The 21441-nt window shown below is 70.6% G+C and carries 24 protein-coding genes; 1 reads left to right on the forward strand and 23 read right to left on the reverse strand.

Going from position 1 to position 21441, the window contains the following annotated elements:
- Nucleotide 1 precedes the first annotated feature (1 nt).
- The 21 genes from N1031_RS15250 to N1031_RS15350 all read right to left on the reverse strand — a co-directional run bounded on the left by N1031_RS15250 (nucleotide 2) and on the right by N1031_RS15350 (nucleotide 18791).
- A complete protein-coding gene (locus tag N1031_RS15250; protein ID WP_259480575.1) occupies nucleotides 2-763 on the reverse strand; it encodes an alpha/beta hydrolase family protein in 762 nt (253 codons plus the stop codon).
- The gene (gene kynU / locus N1031_RS15255; protein ID WP_259480576.1) at nucleotides 756-2009 is read right to left on the reverse strand and encodes a kynureninase; all 1254 of its coding nucleotides are present in this window, start codon (nucleotides 2007-2009) and stop codon (nucleotides 756-758) included. Before kynU ends, N1031_RS15250 begins: the two co-directional genes overlap by 8 nt.
- Before the next feature lie 4 nt (nucleotides 2010-2013).
- A complete protein-coding gene (gene kynA, locus N1031_RS15260) occupies nucleotides 2014-2883 on the reverse strand; it encodes a tryptophan 2,3-dioxygenase (RefSeq protein ID WP_259480577.1) in 870 nt (289 codons plus the stop codon).
- A gap of 35 nt (nucleotides 2884-2918) precedes the next feature.
- Complete coding sequence (locus N1031_RS15265; protein ID WP_259480579.1) at nucleotides 2919-3212, reverse strand: putative quinol monooxygenase; 294 nt, start codon at nucleotides 3210-3212, stop codon at nucleotides 2919-2921.
- 41 nt (nucleotides 3213-3253) lie between these two features.
- Nucleotides 3254-4264, reverse strand: coding sequence for an LLM class flavin-dependent oxidoreductase (locus N1031_RS15270; RefSeq protein WP_259480580.1), 1011 nt, complete (start codon nucleotides 4262-4264; stop codon nucleotides 3254-3256).
- Nucleotides 4261-4560 (reverse strand): TIGR04076 family protein, encoded by a 300-nt coding sequence (locus N1031_RS15275; RefSeq protein ID WP_259480581.1) that lies wholly within the window; start codon nucleotides 4558-4560, stop codon nucleotides 4261-4263. Before N1031_RS15275 ends, N1031_RS15270 begins: the two co-directional genes overlap by 4 nt.
- Nucleotides 4557-4892, reverse strand: a complete 336-nt coding sequence (locus tag N1031_RS15280) for a TIGR04076 family protein (RefSeq protein ID WP_259480582.1) — start codon at nucleotides 4890-4892, stop codon at nucleotides 4557-4559. The genes N1031_RS15275 and N1031_RS15280 overlap by 4 nt, the downstream gene beginning before the upstream one ends.
- On the reverse strand, nucleotides 4889-6154 hold the full coding sequence (locus N1031_RS15285) for an acyl-CoA dehydrogenase family protein (RefSeq protein ID WP_259480583.1): 1266 nt from the start codon (nucleotides 6152-6154) through the stop codon (nucleotides 4889-4891). The genes N1031_RS15280 and N1031_RS15285 overlap by 4 nt, the downstream gene beginning before the upstream one ends.
- 64 nt (nucleotides 6155-6218) lie before the next feature.
- A complete protein-coding gene (locus N1031_RS15290; protein ID WP_259480584.1) occupies nucleotides 6219-7016 on the reverse strand; it encodes an SDR family NAD(P)-dependent oxidoreductase in 798 nt (265 codons plus the stop codon).
- A complete protein-coding gene (locus tag N1031_RS15295) occupies nucleotides 7013-7771 on the reverse strand; it encodes an amino acid ABC transporter ATP-binding protein (protein ID WP_259480718.1) in 759 nt (252 codons plus the stop codon). The genes N1031_RS15290 and N1031_RS15295 overlap by 4 nt, the downstream gene beginning before the upstream one ends.
- A 5-nt stretch (nucleotides 7772-7776) precedes the next feature.
- A complete protein-coding gene (locus tag N1031_RS15300; RefSeq protein WP_259480585.1) occupies nucleotides 7777-8661 on the reverse strand; it encodes an amino acid ABC transporter permease in 885 nt (294 codons plus the stop codon).
- Nucleotides 8658-9833 carry an acyl-CoA dehydrogenase family protein gene (locus tag N1031_RS15305; RefSeq protein WP_259480586.1) on the reverse strand — a complete coding sequence of 392 codons (1176 nt, stop codon included), beginning with the start codon at nucleotides 9831-9833 and terminating at the stop codon, nucleotides 8658-8660. The genes N1031_RS15300 and N1031_RS15305 overlap by 4 nt, the downstream gene beginning before the upstream one ends.
- 109 nt (nucleotides 9834-9942) lie before the next feature.
- Nucleotides 9943-10914, reverse strand: coding sequence for a transporter substrate-binding domain-containing protein (locus tag N1031_RS15310; RefSeq protein WP_259480587.1), 972 nt, complete (start codon nucleotides 10912-10914; stop codon nucleotides 9943-9945).
- Between the two features lie 165 nt (nucleotides 10915-11079).
- A complete protein-coding gene (locus N1031_RS15315) occupies nucleotides 11080-12012 on the reverse strand; it encodes an RBBP9/YdeN family alpha/beta hydrolase (protein WP_259480588.1) in 933 nt (310 codons plus the stop codon).
- Between the two features lie 10 nt (nucleotides 12013-12022).
- On the reverse strand, nucleotides 12023-12913 hold the full coding sequence (locus tag N1031_RS15320) for a PaaX family transcriptional regulator (protein ID WP_259480589.1): 891 nt from the start codon (nucleotides 12911-12913) through the stop codon (nucleotides 12023-12025).
- 154 nt (nucleotides 12914-13067) lie between these two features.
- Complete coding sequence (locus tag N1031_RS15325) at nucleotides 13068-14054, reverse strand: family 78 glycoside hydrolase catalytic domain (RefSeq protein ID WP_259480590.1); 987 nt, start codon at nucleotides 14052-14054, stop codon at nucleotides 13068-13070.
- A complete protein-coding gene (gene ccsB / locus N1031_RS15330; RefSeq protein ID WP_259480591.1) occupies nucleotides 14051-15112 on the reverse strand; it encodes a c-type cytochrome biogenesis protein CcsB in 1062 nt (353 codons plus the stop codon). Before ccsB ends, N1031_RS15325 begins: the two co-directional genes overlap by 4 nt.
- Nucleotides 15113-15121: 9 nt before the next feature.
- A complete protein-coding gene (gene resB / locus N1031_RS15335; RefSeq protein WP_259480592.1) occupies nucleotides 15122-16783 on the reverse strand; it encodes a cytochrome c biogenesis protein ResB in 1662 nt (553 codons plus the stop codon).
- The gene (locus tag N1031_RS15340) at nucleotides 16767-17528 is read right to left on the reverse strand and encodes a cytochrome c biogenesis CcdA family protein (RefSeq protein WP_259480593.1); all 762 of its coding nucleotides are present in this window, start codon (nucleotides 17526-17528) and stop codon (nucleotides 16767-16769) included. The genes resB and N1031_RS15340 overlap by 17 nt, the downstream gene beginning before the upstream one ends.
- Before the next feature lie 4 nt (nucleotides 17529-17532).
- Nucleotides 17533-18150 (reverse strand): TlpA family protein disulfide reductase, encoded by a 618-nt coding sequence (locus N1031_RS15345; RefSeq protein ID WP_310795705.1) that lies wholly within the window; start codon nucleotides 18148-18150, stop codon nucleotides 17533-17535.
- A complete protein-coding gene (locus tag N1031_RS15350) occupies nucleotides 18147-18791 on the reverse strand; it encodes a histidine phosphatase family protein (RefSeq protein WP_259480594.1) in 645 nt (214 codons plus the stop codon). Before N1031_RS15350 ends, N1031_RS15345 begins: the two co-directional genes overlap by 4 nt.
- 323 nt (nucleotides 18792-19114) lie before the next feature.
- Between N1031_RS15350 and aspS the strand changes: the two genes are divergently transcribed.
- A complete protein-coding gene (aspS, locus tag N1031_RS15355) occupies nucleotides 19115-20434 on the forward strand; it encodes an aspartate--tRNA(Asn) ligase (RefSeq protein WP_259480595.1) in 1320 nt (439 codons plus the stop codon).
- A 327-nt stretch (nucleotides 20435-20761) separates the two neighbouring features.
- Here the strand turns inward: aspS and N1031_RS15360 are convergent, their stop codons facing one another.
- Together N1031_RS15360 and N1031_RS15365 are read right to left on the reverse strand one after the other, a co-directional pair.
- A complete protein-coding gene (locus N1031_RS15360; RefSeq protein WP_259480596.1) occupies nucleotides 20762-21061 on the reverse strand; it encodes a Dabb family protein in 300 nt (99 codons plus the stop codon).
- A complete protein-coding gene (locus tag N1031_RS15365; protein ID WP_259480597.1) occupies nucleotides 21058-21315 on the reverse strand; it encodes a glutaredoxin family protein in 258 nt (85 codons plus the stop codon). The genes N1031_RS15360 and N1031_RS15365 overlap by 4 nt, the downstream gene beginning before the upstream one ends.
- Between the last annotated feature and the right edge of the window lie 126 nt (nucleotides 21316-21441).

The raw sequence follows: 21441 nt of genomic DNA on the forward strand, positions 1-21441 counted from the left end.
TTCAGTGCGCGTCCCCGCGCCGGCCGGGTGCCTCGAGCGCGGCGAGCACGCTCGGCCACACGGCGGTGGCGGGGTCGATGAGTTCGTAGTGACCGGCCGCGGCGAGCGGGGTGAACCGGATGCGCGGGTCACGATCAGCGTAAACCCGGCTGAACGAGGCGGGCACCTCGTCGTCGTCCTCCCCGTGTACGAGCGCGAGGGTGGGTCCGTCGGGCACGGGCAGGGTCATCGGGTCGGCAGCCGCCAGCCGGTCGATGAAGCCGGGCTCCGACGGGCCGCCGAGCAGCTCGCCGACCGCGTCGCCGCTGAGCGCCAGCCGGTGCGCCTCGGCGAGGTCGAGCACCCCGGCCAGCGACACCACGTGGTCGACCGACGCGACCGCGGCGGATCCCGACGCCGCCTGGCTCCAGACCGCGAGATGCCCACCCGCCGAGTGCCCCGCGAGCACCACCCGCGACACGGACCCCGCACCGAAGCGCTCCCGCACCAGCTCGGGCGCCGCGGCCACGATCCGGCGCACGTCGTCGAAAGTGTGCGGCCACCCGCCGCCCCCGCCGACCCGCCGGAACTCCGGCAGCGCCACCGCCCATCCGGCCTCCGCGAGCGCGACGGCCATCGGGCGCAGATGCGTGCGGTCCCACCGGCTGCGCCAGAAGCCCCCGTGCAGCAGCACGACGAGGCCGCGCATCCCGTCGCCCCGGTACAGCTCGATCAGCTGATCGGGATGCGCCCCGTAGACGTCGACGTGATCGGGCTCACGCACGCGGCGCCAGCAGCGACCGGATCGCCTCCACCGTGAACTCCACCTCGGCGAAGCTCGTCGACAGGGGCGAGAGCCCGAGCCGGATGCCCGAGGGCGCCCGGAAGTCGGGGATGACGCCGCGCGACCACAGCTCCTGCATCAGGCCGGCGAACGAGGGGTGGTCGATGGTGACGTGGCTGCCGCGCACCTCGTGCTCGCGCGGCGAGGAGAGCGTGACGCCGAGGGGCGCGAGCCGCTCGTCGAACAGCGCGATGGCGTAGTCGGTGAGCGCGAGCGACTTCGTGCGGATCGCGTCGATGCCCACCTCCTCGATGAGCCCCAGCATCTCCTGCATCGCGATCATGCCGACCACGGGTGGGGTGCCGCTGATGAAACGCCGGATGCCGTCGGCCGGCACGTAGCCGTCGGCCATGGCGAAGGGGTTGCGGTCGCCCATCCAGCCCCAGATGGGCTGCCTGGCCTCGCCCAGCAGCGCCGCGTTCACATAGAGGAACGCCGGCGAACCCGGGCCGCCGTTGAGATACTTGTACGTGCATCCGGTGGCCAGGTCGACGCCCCAGGCGTCGAGCTCGATCGGCACCGAGCCCACCGAGTGGCAGAGGTCCCAGAGCACCAGCGCGCCCCGCTCGTGGGCGAGCGCGGTGATGCCGGGCACGTCGGCGATGTAGCCGGAGCGATAGGCGATGTGGCTCAGCACGATGACCGCGGTCTCGTCGCCGATCACGGCCTCGGCGTCGGCGAGGGTGGCGCCCCTGCCCGGCTCGGTCTCGATCCAGCGGATGTGCGCCCCGGTCTCGGCCGCGACGCCCTCCACCACGAAGCGGTCGGTGGGGAAGTTGCCGCGGTCGATGACGATCTCGCTGCGCCCGGGCCGCGCGTGGAGCGCGGTGCGGATGAGCTTGTAGAGCGACACCGTGGTGGAGTCGGCGACCACGGTCTGGCCCGCGGCGGCGCCGAGCACCGAGCGCCCGATGCGGTCGCCGAGGGCGAGCGGCAGGTTCAGCCACGACTCGTCCCAGCCCCGGATGAGACGGCCGCCCCATTGCTCGGTGACGAACGACGAGAACACCCCGGGCAGCGAGGCCAGCGGCCGGCCGAGCGAGTTGCCGTCGAGATAGGCGGGCACCGAGGGGTCGTCGGCGCCGAGGAATCGCGAGCGGTAGCCGCCCAGCGGGTCGGCCGCGTCGAGCACGGAGGCGTCGGGCACGGGCGCGTCGGCGAGGCCCGCCGCGGGAAGGGTGGTCATCGTGTCAGCGTCCAATCTCGGTGCGCACCGCGAACAGCTCGGGGAAGAAGGTGAGGTCGAGGGCCCGGCGCAGGAAGTCCACGCCGCTCGACCCGCCCGTGCCCACCTTCATGCCGATGGTGCGCTGCACGGTGCGGAGGTGCCTGAAGCGCCAGAGCTGGAAGTTCTCCTCGAGGTCGACGAGCTCTTCGCAGGCCTCGTAGACGGCCCAGTTCTCAGCGGAGTTGTCGTAGATCTGAATGAACACCGGCAGCAGCTCGGGGGTCATCGTGTGCGCTACCGTCACGTCGCGCTCGAGCACGGAGACGGGGACGGCAAACCCCTGACGGGCGAGGTAGCGCAGGAACTCGTCGTAGAGGCTCGGCTGCTCCAGCAGCTCCTGCAGCAGGGCCCTGGCGCCGGGCTCGCCGTCGAACACCGCGAGCATCTTGGCGTTCTTGTTGCCGAGGGCGAACTCCACCGCCCGGTACTGGAACGACTGGAAGCCCGAGGAGTTCGCCAGCGAGTCGCGGAACTGCGCGTACTCGCTGGGCGTGAGGGTAGCGAGCACCGACCACTGCTCGGTCATCGTCTTCTGGATGTGCTTCACCCGCGCGATCTTCTTCAGCGCCGCCGCGAGGTCGTCGGACGCGATGAGCGCGCTCGCCGCCTTGAGCTCGTGCAGCACCAGCTTCAGCCAGAGCTCGGTGGTCTGGTGCTGGATGATGAAGAGCATCTCGTCGTGGTGCTCGGGCTGCGACACCGGGCTCTGCGCGCTCAGCAGGGTGTCGAGCCCCAGGTACGACCCGTAGGTCATCTTCTCGCGCAGATCGGTGACGATGCCCTCTTCGAGCTCGCGGGTGTTCGTCTCCGCCGTCTTGTCGTTGTCCACCATGGCAGTCTATCTCTTAACTCTGACGTGCGTCACGTTTAAGAAACGACATCGACCACGTACTTGGTGAACGTGGGCGGAGCCGTGGAGGCCGAGGCGATGAACGAGGTCCACTCCAGCACGTGCGGCTGCTGGGTGTGCACGGCGTGCGCCTCGCTCGGCTCCCACACCTCGAGCAGCCGCAGGAAGCCGGGCTCGGCGATCGACCACGAGAGGCTGTAGGTGACGCAGCCCTCCTCCTCGAGGCAGGCGGCCTCGAACACGCGGGCGGCCTCCTCGATCTCGGCGCGCTTCGCGGGGTCGGTCGGCACTCCGCCGTAGACGTACAGCATGGTTCTCTCCTAGCAGGGGGATGGGTGGTACGGGAAGGGGTTCAGAACTGTTCGCGCAGCCGCGGCAGCACCTGGCTGCCGAGGAGGCGCAGAGCGGCTGCGGGGTCGGGCCCCATGGGCGGCCCGAACGAGATGTGGCGGGCCCCCGCCGCGATGAGCGCGCCGCACTGGTCGATGACCTCGGCGGCCTCGCCCACGATGCCGAGCTCGAGCATGGAGTCGGTGACCGAGGCGACGGCGTCGGCCTCGCGCCCCTCCGACATGAGCGCCTGGGTGCGCGCGAACTCCTCGGGGTCGAGCCCGTTGGCCTCGAGCGCCGCGGTCGAGAGCGAGCCGCTGTAGAGCGCGATGTGCTTGGCGAGCAGGGCCCTCGCCTCGTCGCGATCGTCGGAGATCGACACCCACACGCAGGCGGCCACGTCGAGGTCGTCGATGCTGCGTCCGGCGCTCTCGGCGCCCGCCTTGAGCTGGTCGATCACGCCGAACACGTGGCGAGGCGGAAGGCAGAGCGAGAGCGCGCCGTCGGCGATGCGCCCGGTCATGGCGATCATCTTCGGCCCCATGGCGCCCACATAGATCGGCGTGGGCCGCGGATCGTGCAGCACGGCCTGTTCGGTCCAGCCGTCGGCCACCCCGGGGACGCCCATCGGGCTGCGCCCGGCGAGCAGCTCGCGGATGGCCAGCACGGCCTGCCGGGTGCGCACCACGGGCGGGGGCGGCGTGAGGCCGGCCCACGAGAAGAACACGTCGGAGCCCGCGCCGAGCCCGAGCAGGAAGCGGTCGCCCGAGAGCTCCTGCAGCGCCGAGGCGTAGCTGGCGATCTGGGCGGGGTGCAGCGACACCGGGTCCATCACGCCCGAGCCGAAGCGGATGCGCGTGGTGCGCATCGCGATGGCGGCGAGGCCCACGAGACCCGAGTGGCCGAACAGGTCGTTGCCGGTCCACACCTGGTCGAAGCCGGACTCCTCGGCGAGGAGGGCGCGGTCGGCGAGCGCCTCGACACCGGCCGAGGCCGAGCCGATGCGGGCGCTGAAGGTGACGGGACGGGTCATGCGGATGCTCCTGGTTCAGTACTCGGCTCGGTCACGTTCTCCAGCCGCATCCAGAGCGCCTCGGGCGGGTCGGGGCACTGCAGCAGCGGCTTCGAGTCGAGCCACTCGTCGGGGTCGTCGTCGCCGAGGCGCCCGTTCACGAGCGGCAGCACCGAGGCGATGGCGAAGGCGCAGAACGACTGGCCGTCGGGCATCCGCAGGCCCTCGGCGTCGACCTCGAACCAGTCGCCCTTCTTCAGCGCGCAGGCCGAGTAGTTCATCGACTCGACTGTGCAGCGCACGGTGCGCCCGCTCATCCTGCCGCCTCCTCGTAGACGGCCTCGACCTTCATCACGAGGTTCTCCTCGGCATCGGGCCCGCAGATATAGGGCTTGCGCACCAGCCAGCTGTCGGCCGGCAGATCGCCCTGCCGCATCACCACGACGGGGAAGACCGCCGCCAGCGCATAAGGGCAGAACGACTGTCCGGGAGGAAGAATGAGCCTGCTTCCGTTGATCTCGAACCAGTCGCCCACCCTCGTCCTCCCGCGCGGACGGTCCACCCGGGTGACGGTCACCCGCACCCGCGGGCTGCCGGGCGAGATCGCCGGAGTTGGTGGGAGAGCGGCAGAGCCGGGCACGCCCCTCATCTCGCCTCGCGCACGAGCGCTCCGCCGTCGTTCGAGACGTCGTCGGGGATGGTGTAGCCGCACTCGGGGTTGTTGAGGGCTGCGGAGGCATAGGAGGCCAGGTGCGCCCGGCGGGTGCCCGCGTGGGCGAGGGCGCTCATCCCGTCGCGGATGACCCGCTGGATGGGGTTGACGTCGAGGATGTAGCGGGCCGAGGCGATCTCCATGCAGAGGTTGAGCGACCGCCGGAGGGCGTTCGCAGCGACGGCGTTGGCCGCCGTCATGCGGGCTTTCTGCACCGGGGTGAGGCCGAGGCCGGGGGTCCAGAGCACCTCGTCGGTGAGCCTGGCCACCTCGCGCACACCGGCGTAGGCGAAGTCGACCTCGCCCATCGCCTCGCCGAGCGCCTGCCGGGTGGCGGCGTCGATCTTCGCGGCATCGATGGAGCCCATGCGCTCACGCACGAAGTCGCCCGCGAGCTGCACCGCGTGGCGGGCGACGCCGAGCACCACACCCGTGAGGGCGAAGTGCGAGACGGGCACGCTCTTGTTGAGCGGGTCGGCCAGCGGGTTGTCGAGACCCTCGCGGTCGAAGGTGTACCGCGCGGGCACGAAGGCGGGCTCGGTGATGGAGTAGGAGGTGCTGCCGGAGCCGCGCACGCCCAGGGTCTGCCAGTTGTGGGCCACCTCGATGGCCTCGCGCGGCAGCCAGAAGCCGAGGTGCATCTGCTTGCCGTCGGCCCCCTGCACGGGCTCGCCGTTCTCGAACACCTCGGCGCCGCCCACGATGTGCTCTGCGGTGTAGCTGCCCGAGCCCCAGTTCCACTCGCCGGTCACGAGGTAGCCGCCGTCGACCCGCTCGGCGCGCCCCCGGGGGTGGAAGGCTCCGCTCGTGGGCATGTCGCGGGTGGGGTAGAGCTCGGCGTAGGCCTCGTCGCCCAGGCGCCCCGCGTAGTACCCGCCGGCGTTGAGCACGCCGATGTTCCAGCCGGCGGAGGCGTCGACCGCCGCCACGAGCGCGGTCACCTCGACCTGCTGCGCGAGCGTGGCCTCGACCCCTCCGCGGAAGGCGGGGAAGCCCATCTCGAACACCCCGGCGGCGCGCATGACGCGGGCGGCACGGGGGCTCAGCCGGGCGAGGTTCTCGATCTCGTCGGCCTCCTCGGCGACGACGGGGAGGATGGCGTGGGCGTTGGCGACGATCGCCTCGGCGCTGTCGGGAGCGAGGAGAACGGGATCGGTGGAGCCGGTGAGCGGCTCGGCGGGGGTGTCGACCGTGGTCATGGGACACCGTCCTTTCTGGATCGGACTCGGGAGGAGCGGGGGATGGAGGGGTGACCGGATGCGGTCAGGCGCCGATCGGCTCGCCGCCGGTCACCCACATGGTCTGGCCGGTGAGCGCGGCCGACCCGGGGCCGACGAGCATCGACACCACCTGGGCGACCTCGAGGGGCGAGGGGAAGACGCCGAGCGCGGTGCGCTCGAGCAGGCGGTCGCTGAGCGCCTGGCGGGTCGCGTCGAGCGGCTCGTCGTCGGCGGGGTCAACCACGCGGCCGGGGGCGACGACGTTGGCGGTGATGCCGTTGCGGCCCTCCTCGACCGAGAGATAGCGGGTGAGCGCGGTCGCGGCCGACTTCGCCGCGCCGTAGGCACCGAAGCCGGGGTACGGGCGCGACATGAGGGCACCGGAGATGTAGACGATGCGGCCCCAGCCGTGGGCGCGCATTCCCGGCACCACCCGGCCCACGAGCGCCGCGTGCACCTTGACCGAGCCGAACTGGCTGTCGAGGATCTCGGGGGTGAGCTCGGCCACGGGCACCACGCCGTGGCTCTCGTGCGTGGTGTTCACGAGCACCGTCACCGGCCCGACGGTGTTCTCGACCTCGGCGAAGGCCGCGTCGAGCGCCGCGGGGTCGGAGAGGTCGGCCTGCACCACGAGATGCGAGCCCGGCAGCGACTCGGCGAGCGCCTCCGCTCCCGCACGGTCGCGACGGCAGTGCACCACGACGGTGGCACCCAGCCGGGCGAGCTCGCGCACGATCTCGCGGCCGAGCGAGCCGGTCGCCCCGGCGACGAAGGCGACCTCGCCGGCCAGCGCGCCCCGCGCATCCGGAGTCGTGCTCGTGGCGGCCTCGGCCGCGCTCACCGGATCACCGCCGAGAGGAACTCGCGGGTGCGCTCGTTCTGCGGCGAGTCGAGCACCTGGGCCGGGGTGCCCTGCTCCACGATGCGGCCGTCGGCCATGAACACCACGCGGTCGGCCACCTCGCGGGCGAAGCCCATCTCGTGGGTCACCACCACGATGGTCATCTGGCTGGTGCGCACGAGGTCCTTCATCACCTCGAGCACCTCACCCACCAGCTCGGGGTCGAGCGCGCTGGTCGGCTCGTCGAAGAGCAGCACCTTCGGCCGCATGGCCACGGCGCGGGCGATCGCCACCCGCTGCTGCTGACCGCCCGAGAGCTGCGAGGGGTAGGAGCCGGCCTTGCCGCCGAGGCCCACCCGCTCGAGCAGCGAGCGCGCGTGCTCGTGCGCCTCGGCCTTCGGAGTGCCCTTGATCTTGATGGGCGCGAACGACACGTTCTCGAGCGCGGTCATGTGCGGGAACAGGTTGAACTGTTGGAACACCATGCCCGTGCCCACCCGCTGCCGGCAGGCCGCGTGCTCGGTGAGCTCGTGCAGCCGTCCACGCTTCTCCTGGTAACCGATGAGCTCGCCGTCGACCCGGATGCGGCCGGTGTTGATCTCCTCGAGATGGTTGATGCAGCGCAGCAGCGTGCTCTTGCCCGAACCGGAGGGCCCGATGAGGCAGAGCATCTCGCCCTCGGCGATCTGCAGGTCGATGTCGAAGAGCACCTGGTTCGTGCCGAACCACTTGTCGACGCCCTCCACCGAGATCATGGGGTTCATCGCTCTGCCGTCCTCTTCTCGACGAAGTACTGCACGACGGTGAGCACGGCGATCACCAGCAGGTACCAGATGGATGCGACGATCAGCAGCTCGATCGTGCGGAAGTTCACGCCCGAGATGCCGAGCGCCACCGTGAGCAGGTCGCCGCCCGCGATCACCGAGACGATCGCGGAGGCCTTGAGCATGCTGATGAATTCGTTGCCCATCGGGGGCAGCAGCACCTTCAGCGCCTGCGGCATGACGATGTAGCGGAGGGTGCGCGTGCGGTTGAGGCCCAGCGCCTTCGCCGCCTCGTGCTGGCCGCGGCCGATGGAGAGCAGGCCGCCGCGCACGATCTCGGCCATGTAGCCCGAGCCCGCGAGCGAGAGGCCGATCACCGAGGCCAGGAACGGGCTCATCACGTCTTTCACCGGCACCGACCAGAAGGTGATGTCGGTGAACGGGATGCCGATGGCGAAATCCTGGAAGAACAGGCCCAGGTTGCCCACGAAGATGAGCAGCACGATCATCGGGATGCCGCGGAAGATGAACACGTAGGCGGCGGCGAACCCACTCACGATGCGGCTGGGCGAGATGCGCATGACCGCGATCACGACGGCCAGGATGAGCGCCACCACCATCGACACCGCGCTGATCTGCAGGGTCGACCAGAGGCCCTTGAGGATCGCCGGGCTGAACACGAACTCCCAGACGATGGGCCACTCGATGTTGGGGTTGGTCCACAGCCCCATCACCACACTCGCGAGGATCACCACCGAGACGACGGCCAGCACTCCGCGCCCCCAGTGCCGCACCGGCACCACGTTGAGCTTGGTCTCGCGCAGCAGCAGCGGGCGCGCACCCTCGCGGCCCACCGCCGCCTCTGCCGGGCTGTCGGTCATCGTTCCTCCTCCACCAGGGTGCGTCCCACGTCGACCCAGCGGCTGCGCCAGGTCGAGGCGTGGGCGGTCACGCCCACGAGGTCGCGGATCAGTCGTTCGAACGGGCCGCTGAGGTAGATCACCTGCGACCCCATGAGCTCGGCGCACAGGTCGACGATGCGCCGGGCGAGGTCGGCGGCCACGGGCGCGTCGCCCCTGGCCATCACCGAGGCGCTCGGCAGCACCCCGGGGGTGAACACCGCCTCGTCGATGCGGGCGACACCCGAGTAGACCACCGCGCGGGCGGCGCGCAGCAGACTCTCCGCCTCGCCCAGCAGGCCGAGCTTGCGGGCGTCGACGGGCACGGGGCCGGCGGCTCGCTTGCGCAGCTCGGCCGCGGCCAGGTCGACGGCGTGCTGCGCGATGCCGACGGCGATGGATGCGGTGCTGTAGAACGGCAGGTCGACCAGCTTGTTGAGCGGCTCGGCGTCGGGGTCTGGGGTGAAGTAGCGGTCGAAGGAGTGGGCTGCGGGCACGAACACGTCGTCGACGGCGTATCCGCTCGAGCCGGAGCCGCGGAGGCCCACGACCTGCCAGTCGTCGAGGATCTCGACCTCGCCGACCGGCAGCCACACCCCGAGCACGAGGGCGCTGCCGTCGTCTTTGAGCACCTTCTCGCCGCCGTCGAACACCTCGACGCCGCCGAGCACGTAGTGGGAGGAGTGGATGCCGCTGCCGAACTTCCAGCGGCCGGTGACCCGGTAGCCGCCGTCGACGACCTCGGCGCGGCCCCGGGGGTGGAACGAGCCGCAGGTGGGCCGGTCGAGGTCGGGGTAGAGCTCGGCGAAGGCCTCGTCGTCGAGGCGTCCGGCGTAGAAGCCGGTGGCGGCGAGGATGGCCGCGTTCCACGCGACACCGGCGTCGATGGTGGCGATCATCTCCACCAGGCGGGTCTGGTCGGTGAGGCTGAGCTCGGGGCCGCCGCGGCGGGCGGCGAAGCCCACCTGGAACACGCCGGCGGCGGCGAGCGCGGCGGCCATGCGGTCGGTGAGGTGCCCGAGCTCGCTCGAGGCCGACGCCTCCTCGGCGACGATCGGGAGGATCGTCTCGACGTTGGCGAGGATCGCCGCGGCATCGAGCGGCGGCCGGAGCCCGTCGAGGAGCGGGTCGTGGACGGTGTCGGTGAGCGTCATCGGGGAGTCGCTTTCTGGGGTGACACGGATGCGGGTCGCCCGGCACACGAGGTGCGGGGCGGGAAGCCGGGAGCGGCCGGGCGGGGGGATGCCGGCCGCTCCCGACCGGTCAGGAGGCCGCGACCTCGCCGGGGGCGGTGCCCGTCATCGGGTTGATGATCAGTTCGTCGACCGTGATGGCCTGCGACGAGACGCCGTACTCCTCGTAGATCGCGTCGTAGCTGCCGTCCTCGATGAGGATCTTGAGAGCGCCCGCGAGCGCCTCGGAGAGGCCGGGCGCGTCCTTCGACACCGCGATGCCGCCGAACTGCGTGGGCATCTCGCTCTCGGGGATGACGACCGAGGTGAACACGTCGGGGTCGGCGGCCACGACGGCCTCCTGGGCCGAGGTGGTGTCGAACCAGGCGTCGACCGTTCCGGCGCGCAGCGCCTGCACGGCGCTGGTGGCGCCCTGGTACTCGGCCATCTGGATCGGGTCGGCGGCGCACTCGGCGTCGCTGATCGCCTGCACCGTGGCCGACTGGTTCGAGCCGACAGGCACGGCGATGGTCATGCCGCACATGTCGGCGATCTTCTCGATGTCCTCGGGATTCCCGGCCGGCAGCAGCAGCGAGTGGCTGCTCTTCTGGAACGGCACGAGGTCGACGATGCTCTGCTCGCGCTCGGCGGTGATGCTCACCTGGCCGAACAGGGCGTCGACGGTGCCCGCCTGCACGCCCGGCAGCTGCGCCGGCCACTGCATGTTCATCCACTCGGCGTCGACGCCGAGGATGGGGGCCATGAGAGCGACGAGGTCAGGAGCGATGCCCACGGGGGTGTCGGGGTCGTTGATGTCGGCGCCGATCACCGGAGGCGTCTCCCAGAGGGCGCCGAACGAGATGACGCCGCTCTCCTGGATCGACTCGGGGAGCAGGTCGTGCAGCTCCTGGCTGAACACGTCGTCGGCGGCGGCCGTCTCGGTGGGGGTCGCCGCGTCGGAGGTGCCCGAACAGCCCGCGAGGGCCACGGCGGAGAGGAGGGCGATGCCGGGAAGGGCCAGGCGCCTGGCCCGGAGGGAACGGGAAGGGATGGAGGAGCTCATAGTCAGGGGTCCTATCGTGTCGGGATGGTGCGGGGGGTGCAGGCCCCGTGGTGCCAACCTGCCGACTCCATTCCTACAGAAGCGATGTGACCGCGAGATTTCTGTCGGTTACAGTCATGTTTCAATTCACTGACTGACGTCACAAATTTGTGATGAACCGCCCACTCAGACCCAGATCACGGGACAGCCCGCCGCCACGTAGGCCGACTCGACGCGCGAGCGCCCATCCTGGTTCTCGGTGAGCGTAGTGGCGAGCACCGCCACCGAGTACTCATGGCCGTACAGCGTGCCGAACTCCGCCACGTCGGTGTCGCGCAGCCTCTCCTCGCCCACCCGCGGTTGCAGTCGCGCACGGCGACGCTCGGGCGCGAGACCCTTGGCCTCGAGCGAGGTGTCGACCGAGGCCAGCACGGAGGCGGGCAGGTCACCCGCGACGACGATCCCCAGCCGGTGCCCCGCCGGCGCGTAGAGCCGGGCGAGGTCGCCGTCGAGCGAGCGGGCCGCCGGCCAGCCACCCGTCACGCACCACTCGAGCATCTCCGGCCAGGGGCCGAACCCCGAAGCCGCGTTCAGGTGCGCCCCTCCCGGAACCTCGACCGACTCGAGTCCGAGCGGCACGCCGTAGAGCGCATCGGCACCACCCGAGCCCTCCGAAAGGTAGGGGTCGTCGGCCGACCAGACGAGGAGCGTGGGCCGGAGCGCGGCCGCGGCCACCGCATCCGGTGTCACCTCGGCACCGAGCGGGGCCGACACGTCGCCGCCGTGCAGACCGGATGCGGGCGGCGCGACCAGCACCACCCGCTCGGCCAGCGGAGACGTCGCCTCGCCGCACATCCGGAGCCAGAGCAGCACGCTGAGGCCGTGGGCGATCACCGTGAGACCCTTGGGGCCGCCGTCGCGCACGAGCGCGCGGCCCACCACCGCCGACCAGTCGGCGAACCGCGGGTTCTCGGGGTCCGGGAGGGTGAGGTAGTCGACCTCGGCGCCGCGTTCCACCAGCCGCTCGGCGAGCCAGCCCTGCCAGTGCAGGGGCTCGCGGCGGTGCTGCCAGCCGTCCAGCAGCAGGAAGCGGCGGCCGAGGAGGGTGGTGTCGGACATGGTCTCGCTCTCAGTCGGTGACGGTCAGTGCGGGCGACGCGCCGAGGGCCGGGTCGGCGATGGCCGTGCCGGTCACTTCCGACACGAAGTCGGTGGCCGGCCCGCTGAACCGCTCGCGCAGCTCGAGCAGCAGCGCGTTGCTCGCGTCGCCGGGCCAGTCGTCGGGCAGAAGCCCCGCGGGCAGGCCGGGGTCGATGTAGGGGATGATGCGCCAGGTGTCGACGCTGCGGATGTAGATGGCGAACGCCTCCCTGGCCGACACCGGCGGGTCGGTGGGCACGAGGCCGTCGGCCGCGTGCTGCTCGAGGAAGGCCTCGTGGTGACCGCGGATCTCGTCGAGGTCCCACCAGCCCTCGATCGCCTGACGCAGATCTCCGGCCACGCGCGGTCGCTCCGCGATGAACACGGTCGAGTGCTCCCGCAGCTCGAGGTCGTCGAGGATCTCCTCCACCTCGCCCGCGAGGTAGGCCGGGCAGATCCAGAGCGCGGGCGACACGGTGCCGCAACCGATCCAGTGCAGGCGCCGGCGCAGCTGGTGCCTGAGGTGCCGGTTCTCCTCGGGGATCGAGAACGACACCACACACCAGCGGCTCTCCGGGCCCATGTTGCGGGGGTGGTAGATGCGCCGGTCGCCGCGGGCGAGCATGGTCGCCGCCTCGGGCACGAGCGAGTAGCCGGCCACCTTGTCGCGCGTCTCAGGCACCACGAGCGACTTTTTCTTCACCCGCACCAGCGCCGTGCGGGTGCGGGGCGCCGGCACATCGAGCGCCTCCATCAGCTCGAGCAGGTCGGCCACGGCGATCCAGCCGCCGAGCTGCCGCAGATAGAGGCCGAGAACCGTGCGCAGCAGCGACGTGGTGCTCCCGGGCCGGGAGTCCATGTCGTCGAGGATCTCGCTCACGACACCACCTTCCGCGCGGTCTCGGATGTCGCGCCGATCTGACCTTAACCGATCTGCGACGGTCGTCAGGGATGCGTAAGACGTTTAAACGCGACCGTAACATTTCTGAATCATGACGGTCGTCCAGACCGTTCCGGCCGGCGGAATCGGGCGGTCAGGCGCCGGCGGGCACCGAGAGCTCGAGCACCGAGAACGCAGCCGCGTCGGGAGCGGGCAGACCCGTCACGCGCACGTAGCGGAAGTCGTGCAGCGCGTAACCCGGCTCGAACACCTCGTCGACGGTGCCGGCCGACACGAACACGTCGGTGCCGATGACGGTCGGCTCACCCTCCTCCGGATGCGCGGGCAGGTGCTCCAGCGTCACCTCGCTCCCGGCGGGCAGGGTGAAGCGCACTCGCAGGCGGCCCACCAGGCGACGACCGAAGTCGACCAGCACCTGCCCGCCCGGCCCCCACGACTGCTGGGTGCGCGCCGCGCTCTCGCCCACGACCCGCACGGCCTCCTGCGTCTCGGCCTCGTCGGGCCGCACGATCGCGTCGAGGCTCTGATCGGCGGCGATGCGGGGCGGTGTCCAGCGGGCGTCATCGAAGCCCGCCTCCTTCCACCCGGCGTCGCGCAGCGCGTGCTCCTGCCGCTCGCCCCTGCCCGGCTCGGAGTAGATGATGGCGCCCGTGGTGCAGCGGAACGACTCGTCGGAGACCACCACGACCTCCGAGCCGTCGGAGAGCTCCACCACGAGGTCGAACAGCACCGCGAGAGGAGGCGTCTCGCCGGGGAACGGCCGCACCCCCGGTACCGGCGTCGTCGCGCCCCAGCTCTCGCCGAGGATCAGCCCGACCACGTTCTCGCCGGCCACCAGCGTGGAGATCGCGTCGTACTCGCGCGCGATCGGCTCGCCGGCGGGACCCGTCGACGGCCCCTCCGCATCCAGCCGCCGGTCGTTGATGAACAGCGCCACGTCGCCCCGCGCCGCCACGCGGGCACGGGCCGACACGATGGTCGGGCTGTCGCCGTCGCCGTCGCCGTCGGGCAGCACGAACGGCACACGCAGACGCTGCGGGCGCCGGCTGCCCTCGGGAACCGGAACCGGCTCGATCCAGCGCCCGAGCCAGCCCTCCGCGCTCACAGGGCCCGCGCTCACAGGCCGGAGTAGGCGTGGAGGCCCTTGAAGAACACGTTCACCACGCCGAAGTTGAACAGCACGGCCGCGAAGCCGATGATCGCGAGCCAGGCCGAGCGCGAACCGCGCCAGCCCCGGGTGGCACGGGCGTGGATGTAGCCGGCGTAGATCACCCAGATGATGAAGGTCCACACCTCCTTGGTGTCCCACCCCCAGTAGCGACCCCAGGCGCGCTCGGCCCAGATGGCGCCCGCGATGAGCGTGAAGGTCCAGAACACGAACCCGACGATGTTCACCCGGTAGGCCAGGCGCTCGAGCGTCTCGGCGTCGGGAAGGGTGCGCAGGAACCGCAGCTTGAGCTTCGTGGCGAGCCGGCCCAGGCCGTCGCCGCGGGTCTGCAGCAGCTGGATGACGGACAGCGCGCCACCGAGCGCGAAGAAGGCCGTGCCCAGGATGGCCACGAGCACGTGGATGACGAGCCAGGCCGACTGCAGGGCCGGCGGCAGCGGCACCACGCTCACGTAGTAGTTCACGGTCGAGACGCCGAGCAGCACCAGCACGAGGCCCGTGACGAAGGCACCGAGGAAGCGCAGGTCTTCGCGCACCAGCACCACGAGGAACACCGCGACGATGAGCAGCGTGCCCGTGATGGAGAACTCGTACATGTTGGCCCACGGCACCCGCGAGGCGGCGATGCCACGCAGCACGACGCCGGCGAGCTGGATGACGAAGCCCAGCACCGTGAACGCCACACCCAGGCGCAGCGCCAGCGAGCGGCGGCCCGCGGCGTCGATGCCGTCGAGCGAGACGAGCGACCCCTCGGCCGACCCGTCGCCGGCGGCGCCCGCTGCGGCACGGCCCTTGCGGGGTGCCCCGCCCGATGCCGCCGCTCCCACGGCGGCCACCTCGGCGAGGGGTGCCTCCTCCGACGCCGTCTGTGCCGGAACCGCCGCGACGGCCTTCTTCACCGTCGACGACCGCCGGGCCAGATCGAGCGTGAACGCGATGAACGCCAGAGCGTACACGGCCATGGCCGAGTAGATGAGGATGATCGAGATCTCGTCGAGGGTTTGCGTCACGAGTAGAGCCTAAGCCTTGCTGTCGGAGGGGTCACGGGCTGCTGCGGGCGGGAAGGCCTCGGAGTGCTTCTGGGCGAACGAGGCCACGGCCTCGTCGAGTCTCGGGTCGTCTCCCCGGGCGAGTCCCGCGTACTCCACGAGCACGGTGCCGTCGGCACGCCCGGTGGCCTTCACCCAGAGCCGGCGGCGCGGCACGAAGAGCGAGGTGAGCAGCCCGCCGAGCACGAGCAGCGAGAACGCGAGCACCCAGCCCTGGGTGGCGTCGTGGTGGATGTCGAACGAGGCGAAGCGCTTCACGTCGTCGAAGGTCACCGTGCCCAGCCCGTTCGGCAGCTCGACCGTGTCGCCGGGCATGAGCTCGAGGGAGTCGACCCCGGTGTCACCGCCCGTGAGCTGCGTCATGGTGTCGGTGTTGAGCGTGTAGACCGACTCCGGCACCCCGCCGTCGAGCCCCAGGTCTCCGTCGTAGACGTTGAGGGTCATGACCGGGTACTGCAGGTCGGGGTAGGTGGAGAAGTAGGCCCCCGTGGACCCCTGCTCCTGGGTGGGATAGAAGAACGCGATCATGCCCACCTGCTCGGCGAGGCCGTCCGGGATCTTCACCACACCGAGCGAGGTGAGGTTGGAGTCCTGGGGCAGGAAGGGCACCGAGTCGGTGAACACCACCGTGCCGTCGGGGTCGCGCACCGTGATGGTGGGGGCGTAGCCGTTGCCGAGCAGGTAGACGTCGGTGCCACCGATCTTGAGCGGATCGTTCACCTTGATCTCGTGCTGGGAGCTCTCACCCGAGCCGTTCGACGTGGTCACCGTGGCGGTGTAGTCGAGCGGCTGACCGAACGCCTGCAGGGACTGCGTCTCGTACGAGGCGGTGAAGTCGTCGAGGGTGAGCGAGTACGGCTCGAGCTGGCTGTCACTGAAGAAGCGGCCCGGGTTGAAGGAGTCGTAGGCCAACAGGGTGTTCACGAAGGTCTGCCCCTCCACCACCACGCGCTGACCCTGGTAGCCGAAGCCGCCGCCGATGCCGACGGTCACCAGGATGCCGACGAGCGCCGAGTGGAACACCAGGTTGCCGGTCTCGCGCAGGTAGCCACGCTCGGCCGACACCGACACCACGTCGAGACCGGTCTTGCGGTCGACGCCCGTGAACACCACGGTGCGGTAGCGCAGGCGCTTCAGCTGCGCCCGCGCGGCATCGACGACGGAGGTGGGCGTCGCCGCATCCTCACCGCCCTCGAGCTCACGGGTGGTGTAGCCCGCGAGGCGCGCGAGCCGGGCCGGTGTGCGCGGGGGCTTCGCCCGCAGCGCCTCGAAGTGGTGCTTGGTGCGCGGGATGATGCAGCCGATGAGCGAGACGAACAGCAGCAGGTAGATCGACGAGAACCACACCGAGGTGTACACGTCGAACACCTGGAAGGTGTCGAGCACCGGGGCGAGGTCGGGGTTGTCGACGAAGTACTGGGTGACGCCGTTGGGGTCGGCCGCGCGCTGCGGCACGAGCGAGCCGGGCACCGCCGCGAGCGCGAGCAGCAGCAGCAGGAACAGCGCCGTGCGCATGCTCGTGAGCTGGCGCCACATCCAGCGCAGCCAGCCGACCGGCCCGAGCCGGGGAAGGGTGACGTCGTCGGTGCGCTCCTCGAGCGGGGCGTCGGCGTGATCAGATGGGCGTGACAAAACCGGTGATCACCGCCTGGATCTCGTAGAGGAAGATCGTCCACACCCCGGTGACCATGAGTACGCCGATGGCCACCAGGAGGGCGCCGCCGATGATGTTGATGGCCCGGATGTGGCGCTTGAGGAAGGCCACCGAGCCGGCCACCCAGTCGAAGCCGAGTGCCACCAGCAGGAACGGCACCCCGAGACCGATGCAGTAGAAGAAGCCGAGCAGCACGCCCGTCCACGCCGAGCCGCTGGTGAGGCTGAGCGCCTGGATCGCTCCGAGCGTCGGGCCGATGCACGGGGTCCAGCCCAGGCCGAACACGATGCCCAGCACGGGAGCGCCGGCCAGCCCGGTCGCGGGCCGCCAACTGGGCTTGATGGTGCGCTGCAAGAAGCTGAACTGACCGATGAACACCAGGCCGAGCACGATCACGACCCCACCCATGACGCGGGTGATCGCGTCCTGCCAGACGATCAGCCAGGTGCCGAGCGCGCCGAACACCGCGGAGTAGGCCAGGAACACCAGCGAGAAGCCGAGGATGAAGAGGGAGATGCCGAGCAGCATGCGCCGGCGGCCGGCCTTGCGCTCCTCGGCGCCGGCGTCGGCCGCCGTGAAGCCGCCCACGTAGCCGAGATAGCCCGGCACGAGCGGCAGCACGCAGGGTGAGGCGAACGACACCAGGCCTGCCAGGAGCGCCACCGGGATGGCGAGCAGCAGCTGGCCGCTCAGCACCACCTCGGCGAACGGATTGCCTCCCACGGCGTCAGCTCGTTCCGAGGTTCGACTTGATGAGGGTGTCGAGGATGGACTCCTCGCTCACGAGGCCCACGATGCGGGCCGCCACCCGGCCCTCGGGGTCGATGACCAGGGTGGTGGGCACCGCCTTCGGGCTGACCTCGCCCGAGAACGCCAGCTGGAGCGCGCCGTCGGTGTCGACGACCGAGGGATAGGTGACGCCGTAGGTCTCGGCGAAGCTCACCGCCGTCGGCGCCTGGTCGCGCACGTTGACGCCGAGGAAGGCCGCCCCGCCCTCCTCGGTGTACTCGGCGTTCAGCCCCTGGAGCAGAGGCGCCTCGTAGCGGCACGGGGCGCATCCGGCGTACCAGAAGTTCACCACGAGCACCTCGCCGCGGTAGTCGGCCGACGACACCGGCTCGCCGTTCTCGTCGGTGCCCTCGAAGTCGATGGGGTCGCCACGGTTCTCGACCGCGATCTCGGTCACGGTTCCGTCGCCGGCGATGTAGCCCTTGTTGCTGCCCTCGCGGTACTGCTCGGCGAGGTCGTCGTTGGAGCACCCGGCGACCACCAGGGTCGCCGCGGCGACCAGCGCGGCCGTGGCCACGCGCATCCGGTGACCGGCACCGCGTCGCGCGCCGGTCACACGGCACCCACGTCGGTGGCGCGGGCGGCGAGGGCCGCTGCGGGGTCGGTGTAGCCGACCTCCACGAATCGGCCGTCGCGGCGCTCGAAGCTCGTGATGCTGGAGAGGGCGCAGCGGCGCTTGCGCGGGTCGTGCGGGAGTCGCTCGCCCACGATGGTGCGGTGGGCCATCCAGATGGGCAGCTGGTGGCTCACCATCACCACGTCGCCGTCGTCGGCGCGATCGTAGGCGTCGTTCATCGCCGCGAGCATGCGGGTGGAGATGGAGCGGAAGGGCTCGCCCCAGGCGGGGCGCCAGGGGTTCCAGAGAAAGCGCCACATGCGCGGGTCGCGGAGCGCGCCGCCGGGGCCGCGCATCCGTCGCCCCTCGAAGGCGTTGGTGGGCTCGATGATGCGGTCTTCGATCATCGGCGCCAGCTCGAAGCCCTGGGAGATGGGCTGGCCCGACTCGCGGGCGCGCTGCAACGGAGAGGTGTAGAGCGCCACCACGGGGCGTTTGCGGGCGATCAGGTCGTCGGCCGCGGCCTTGGCGAAGCGGTGTCCGAGCTCGGAGAGACCGAAGTTCGGCAGGCGGCCGTAGAGCACCTCGTCGGGGTTGAAGACTTCACCGTGGCGGACGAGGTGGATCTGGCGGGCGGGCACGGCTACCAGTCTACGAGCGGCCATGCCGAGCGTTCGCCGAGAGCGCTCGATCATGAAGATGGCCTAACGCTCATATGTAGAACTATGCGATTGTGCTGAAAAGTTGTAGCTGCTCAAATGGAGTACAGAAAGGCACACTCATGACCCTCATCACGCTGTCCGCATTCGCTCTCGTCGCCCTCGCCGGCATCGCCGCCACCGTCAAGGCCGTGGCCACCGACGGCTACCGCCGCCAGCCCACCCGCTGAGGCCCGCCCGCCCCGGCCCGCGCATCCTGGCCCGCGCCTGCTGGCCCGGGAGCTCGGCCTGTAGACTCGTCCTCCGTGACAGCACAGAGCTCCCGCACCCTCGTCAAGAACCTCGCCGCCCTCGAAGACGGACCCGTCACGGTCTCGGGCTGGGTCGAGACCGTTCGCGATCAGAAGAAGGTGCAGTTCGTCGTGCTGCGCGACGAGTCGGGTGCCGTTCAGCTGGTCAACCCGCGCACCGAGGAGACCGAGGCCGTCGCCGCGAGCATCTCCGGGCTCGCGCAGGGCTCGTTCATCACCGTCACGGGTGAGCTCAAGCACGACGAGCGCGTGAAGCTCGGCGGCATCGAGGTGAAGCTCGCCACGCTCGAGGTGGTGGCCGCCGCCATCCCTGAGACCCCCATCTCCGACGAGACGGGCATCGACAAGCGCATGGACTGGCGCTTCCTCGACCTGCGCCGGCCCGAGCAGAACCTCGTGTTCCGGGTGCAGACCACGCTCGAGCACGCCTGGCGCACCTACTGGGTGGAGCACGACTTCATCGAGATCCACACCCCCAAGCTCATGGCCTCGGCGTCGGAGTCGCGGGCCGAGCTGTTCGAGGTGGACTACTTCGACGGCAAGGCCTACCTCGCGCAGAGCCCGCAGTTCTTCAAGCAGATGGCGCAGCCCGCCGGCTTCGGCAAGGTGTTCGAGGTGGGCCCCGCGTTCCGCGCCGACCCGTCCTTCACCTCGCGTCACGCCACCGAGTTCACCAGCGTCGACTCCGAGATCTCGTGGATCGACTCCCACGAAGACGTGATGAAGCTGCACGAAGAGCTCATGGTGGCCGGCTTCACCGCAGTGAAGGAGAAGCACGGCGACGAGATCAAGGCGCTGTTCGGCGTCGACATCGAGGTGCCCACCACGCCGTTCCCGCGCATCCCGCTCGCCGAGGCGAAGGAGATCGTGGCCTCGCGCGGCTACGTCGTGCCGCGCGACGACGCGGACATGGACCCGGAGGGCGAGCGCCAGATCGCCGCCTACGTCAAGGAGACGTTCGGGCACGACTTCGTGTTCCTCACCGACTACCACGCGAGCATCCGGCCGTTCTACCACATGCGTCACGCCGACGACGTGACGCTCACGAACAGCTACGACCTCGTCTACAACGGTGTCGAGATCTCGACCGGCGCCCAGCGCGAGCACCGCGTGGAGGTGCTCATCGAGCAGGCTCGCGAGAAGGGGCTCGACCCCGAGGAGCTCGAGTTCTACCTCGACTTCTTCCGCTACGGCGTGCCCCCGCACGGCGGGTTCGGCATGGGCCTCTCGCGCGTGCTCATGCTCATGCTGCACCAGACCAACCTCCGCGAGGTGGTCTACCTCTTCCGCGGCCCCACCCGCCTCACCCCGTAACCCGGCGGCCCCGCCCCCGCCCGCGCCCGCTGCGGCGTCATCCACGACGGCGCATCCAGAAGATCGCCCCCACCGCCAGCGCGACAACCACGATCACGACGGGCGCAATCGCGAACGCGTTCCAGACCACTACGTTCACAACGCGCCTCGCCCCTTGTTCATAACCAAGCCATGCTCAGTTTATGACAGCGTTGGAGCCAGATGGGGTACCCCTCGAATCGACGGAATCGGGAGGTCGCAAAATGCCCCTTCTCCGGTGATTTGGCGGCAGTTCGCGACTTCTCGATGGCGAGAAGGGGCGCAGTCGGGGCCGCCGCGACGGTCGGGTCAGAGTTCGATGTCGACGGAGGCGCGGTCGGAGACGAGGGCGGCGACCTGAGGGGCGACCTCGAGGTGGGCGGGATGCTGCTGGTAGGCGTCGAGGTCGGCGAGGGTGGCGTAGTCGGCGACCAGCACGACGTCCCAGTTCTTCTCGAAGTAGGCCACGTTCGGGCCCACGGTGAGCGATGCGATCGACGGGATGAGCGGGGGCAGCGACGACAGCAGCGCCGTGATGGCGGCGGCGTCGGCCGCCTTCTGGGCGGGATCGGTGGCCGAGAGCTTCCAGGCGACGACGTGGCGGATCATGGGGCGGCCTCCAGCAGGGCGGTTCGGAGACGGGCCGGCTCGACCCGCCAGATGGTGTGCACGGCGCCGTCGATCTTCACGACCGGGATCTCCTCGGCGTACTCGTCGAGCAGTGCCGGGTCGTCGAGGATCGAGAGCTCGGTGACCTCCACCTCGACCTGGGGCAGCTCGGCGAGCACCGCGGCCACGACCTCACGGGCGTCGTCGCAGAGGTGGCAGCCCGGCTTCGCGATGAAGGTGAGCGAGATCGGCACCCCTTGAGCCTATTCGCCCGGCGCACCCGCTTCGCCCGGCGCACCCGCATCGTCACGCCCGGGCACAGCGAAAAGCGCCGGGACGCATCCCGGCGCTGTCGCGCTGTTGCAGAAGTGGCGGCGCGG

This window comes from Herbiconiux moechotypicola (assembly GCF_024979255.1).
GTDB classification, from domain to species: Bacteria; Actinomycetota; Actinomycetes; order Actinomycetales; family Microbacteriaceae; genus Herbiconiux; species Herbiconiux moechotypicola.

Bases quoted from the DNA above. Each gene is read 5' to 3' on its own strand.
- N1031_RS15280 (WP_259480582.1), bottom strand. From the start codon at position 4,892: ATGAGGGGCGTGCCCGGCTCTGCCGCTCTCCCACCAACTCCGGCGATC.
- kynU (WP_259480576.1), bottom strand. From the start codon at position 2,009: ATGACCACCCTTCCCGCGGCGGGCCTCGCCGACGCGCCCGTGCCCGAC.
- N1031_RS15360 (WP_259480596.1), bottom strand. From the start codon at position 21,061: ATGATCCGCCACGTCGTCGCCTGGAAGCTCTCGGCCACCGATCCCGCC.
- N1031_RS15295 (WP_259480718.1), bottom strand. From the start codon at position 7,771: ATGATCTCGGTGGAGGGCGTCGACAAGTGGTTCGGCACGAACCAGGTG.
- N1031_RS15310 (WP_259480587.1), bottom strand. From the start codon at position 10,914: ATGAGCTCCTCCATCCCTTCCCGTTCCCTCCGGGCCAGGCGCCTGGCC.
- N1031_RS15285 (WP_259480583.1), bottom strand. From the start codon at position 6,154: ATGACCACGGTCGACACCCCCGCCGAGCCGCTCACCGGCTCCACCGAT.
- N1031_RS15270 (WP_259480580.1), bottom strand. From the start codon at position 4,264: ATGACCCGTCCCGTCACCTTCAGCGCCCGCATCGGCTCGGCCTCGGCC.
- N1031_RS15305 (WP_259480586.1), bottom strand. From the start codon at position 9,833: ATGACGCTCACCGACACCGTCCACGACCCGCTCCTCGACGGGCTCCGG.
- N1031_RS15315 (WP_259480588.1), bottom strand. From the start codon at position 12,012: ATGTCCGACACCACCCTCCTCGGCCGCCGCTTCCTGCTGCTGGACGGC.
- kynA (WP_259480577.1), bottom strand. From the start codon at position 2,883: ATGGTGGACAACGACAAGACGGCGGAGACGAACACCCGCGAGCTCGAA.
- N1031_RS15265 (WP_259480579.1), bottom strand. From the start codon at position 3,212: ATGCTGTACGTCTACGGCGGAGTGCCGACCGACCCCGCGAAGCGCGCC.
- N1031_RS15300 (WP_259480585.1), bottom strand. From the start codon at position 8,661: ATGACCGACAGCCCGGCAGAGGCGGCGGTGGGCCGCGAGGGTGCGCGC.
- N1031_RS15275 (WP_259480581.1), bottom strand. From the start codon at position 4,560: ATGAGCGGGCGCACCGTGCGCTGCACAGTCGAGTCGATGAACTACTCG.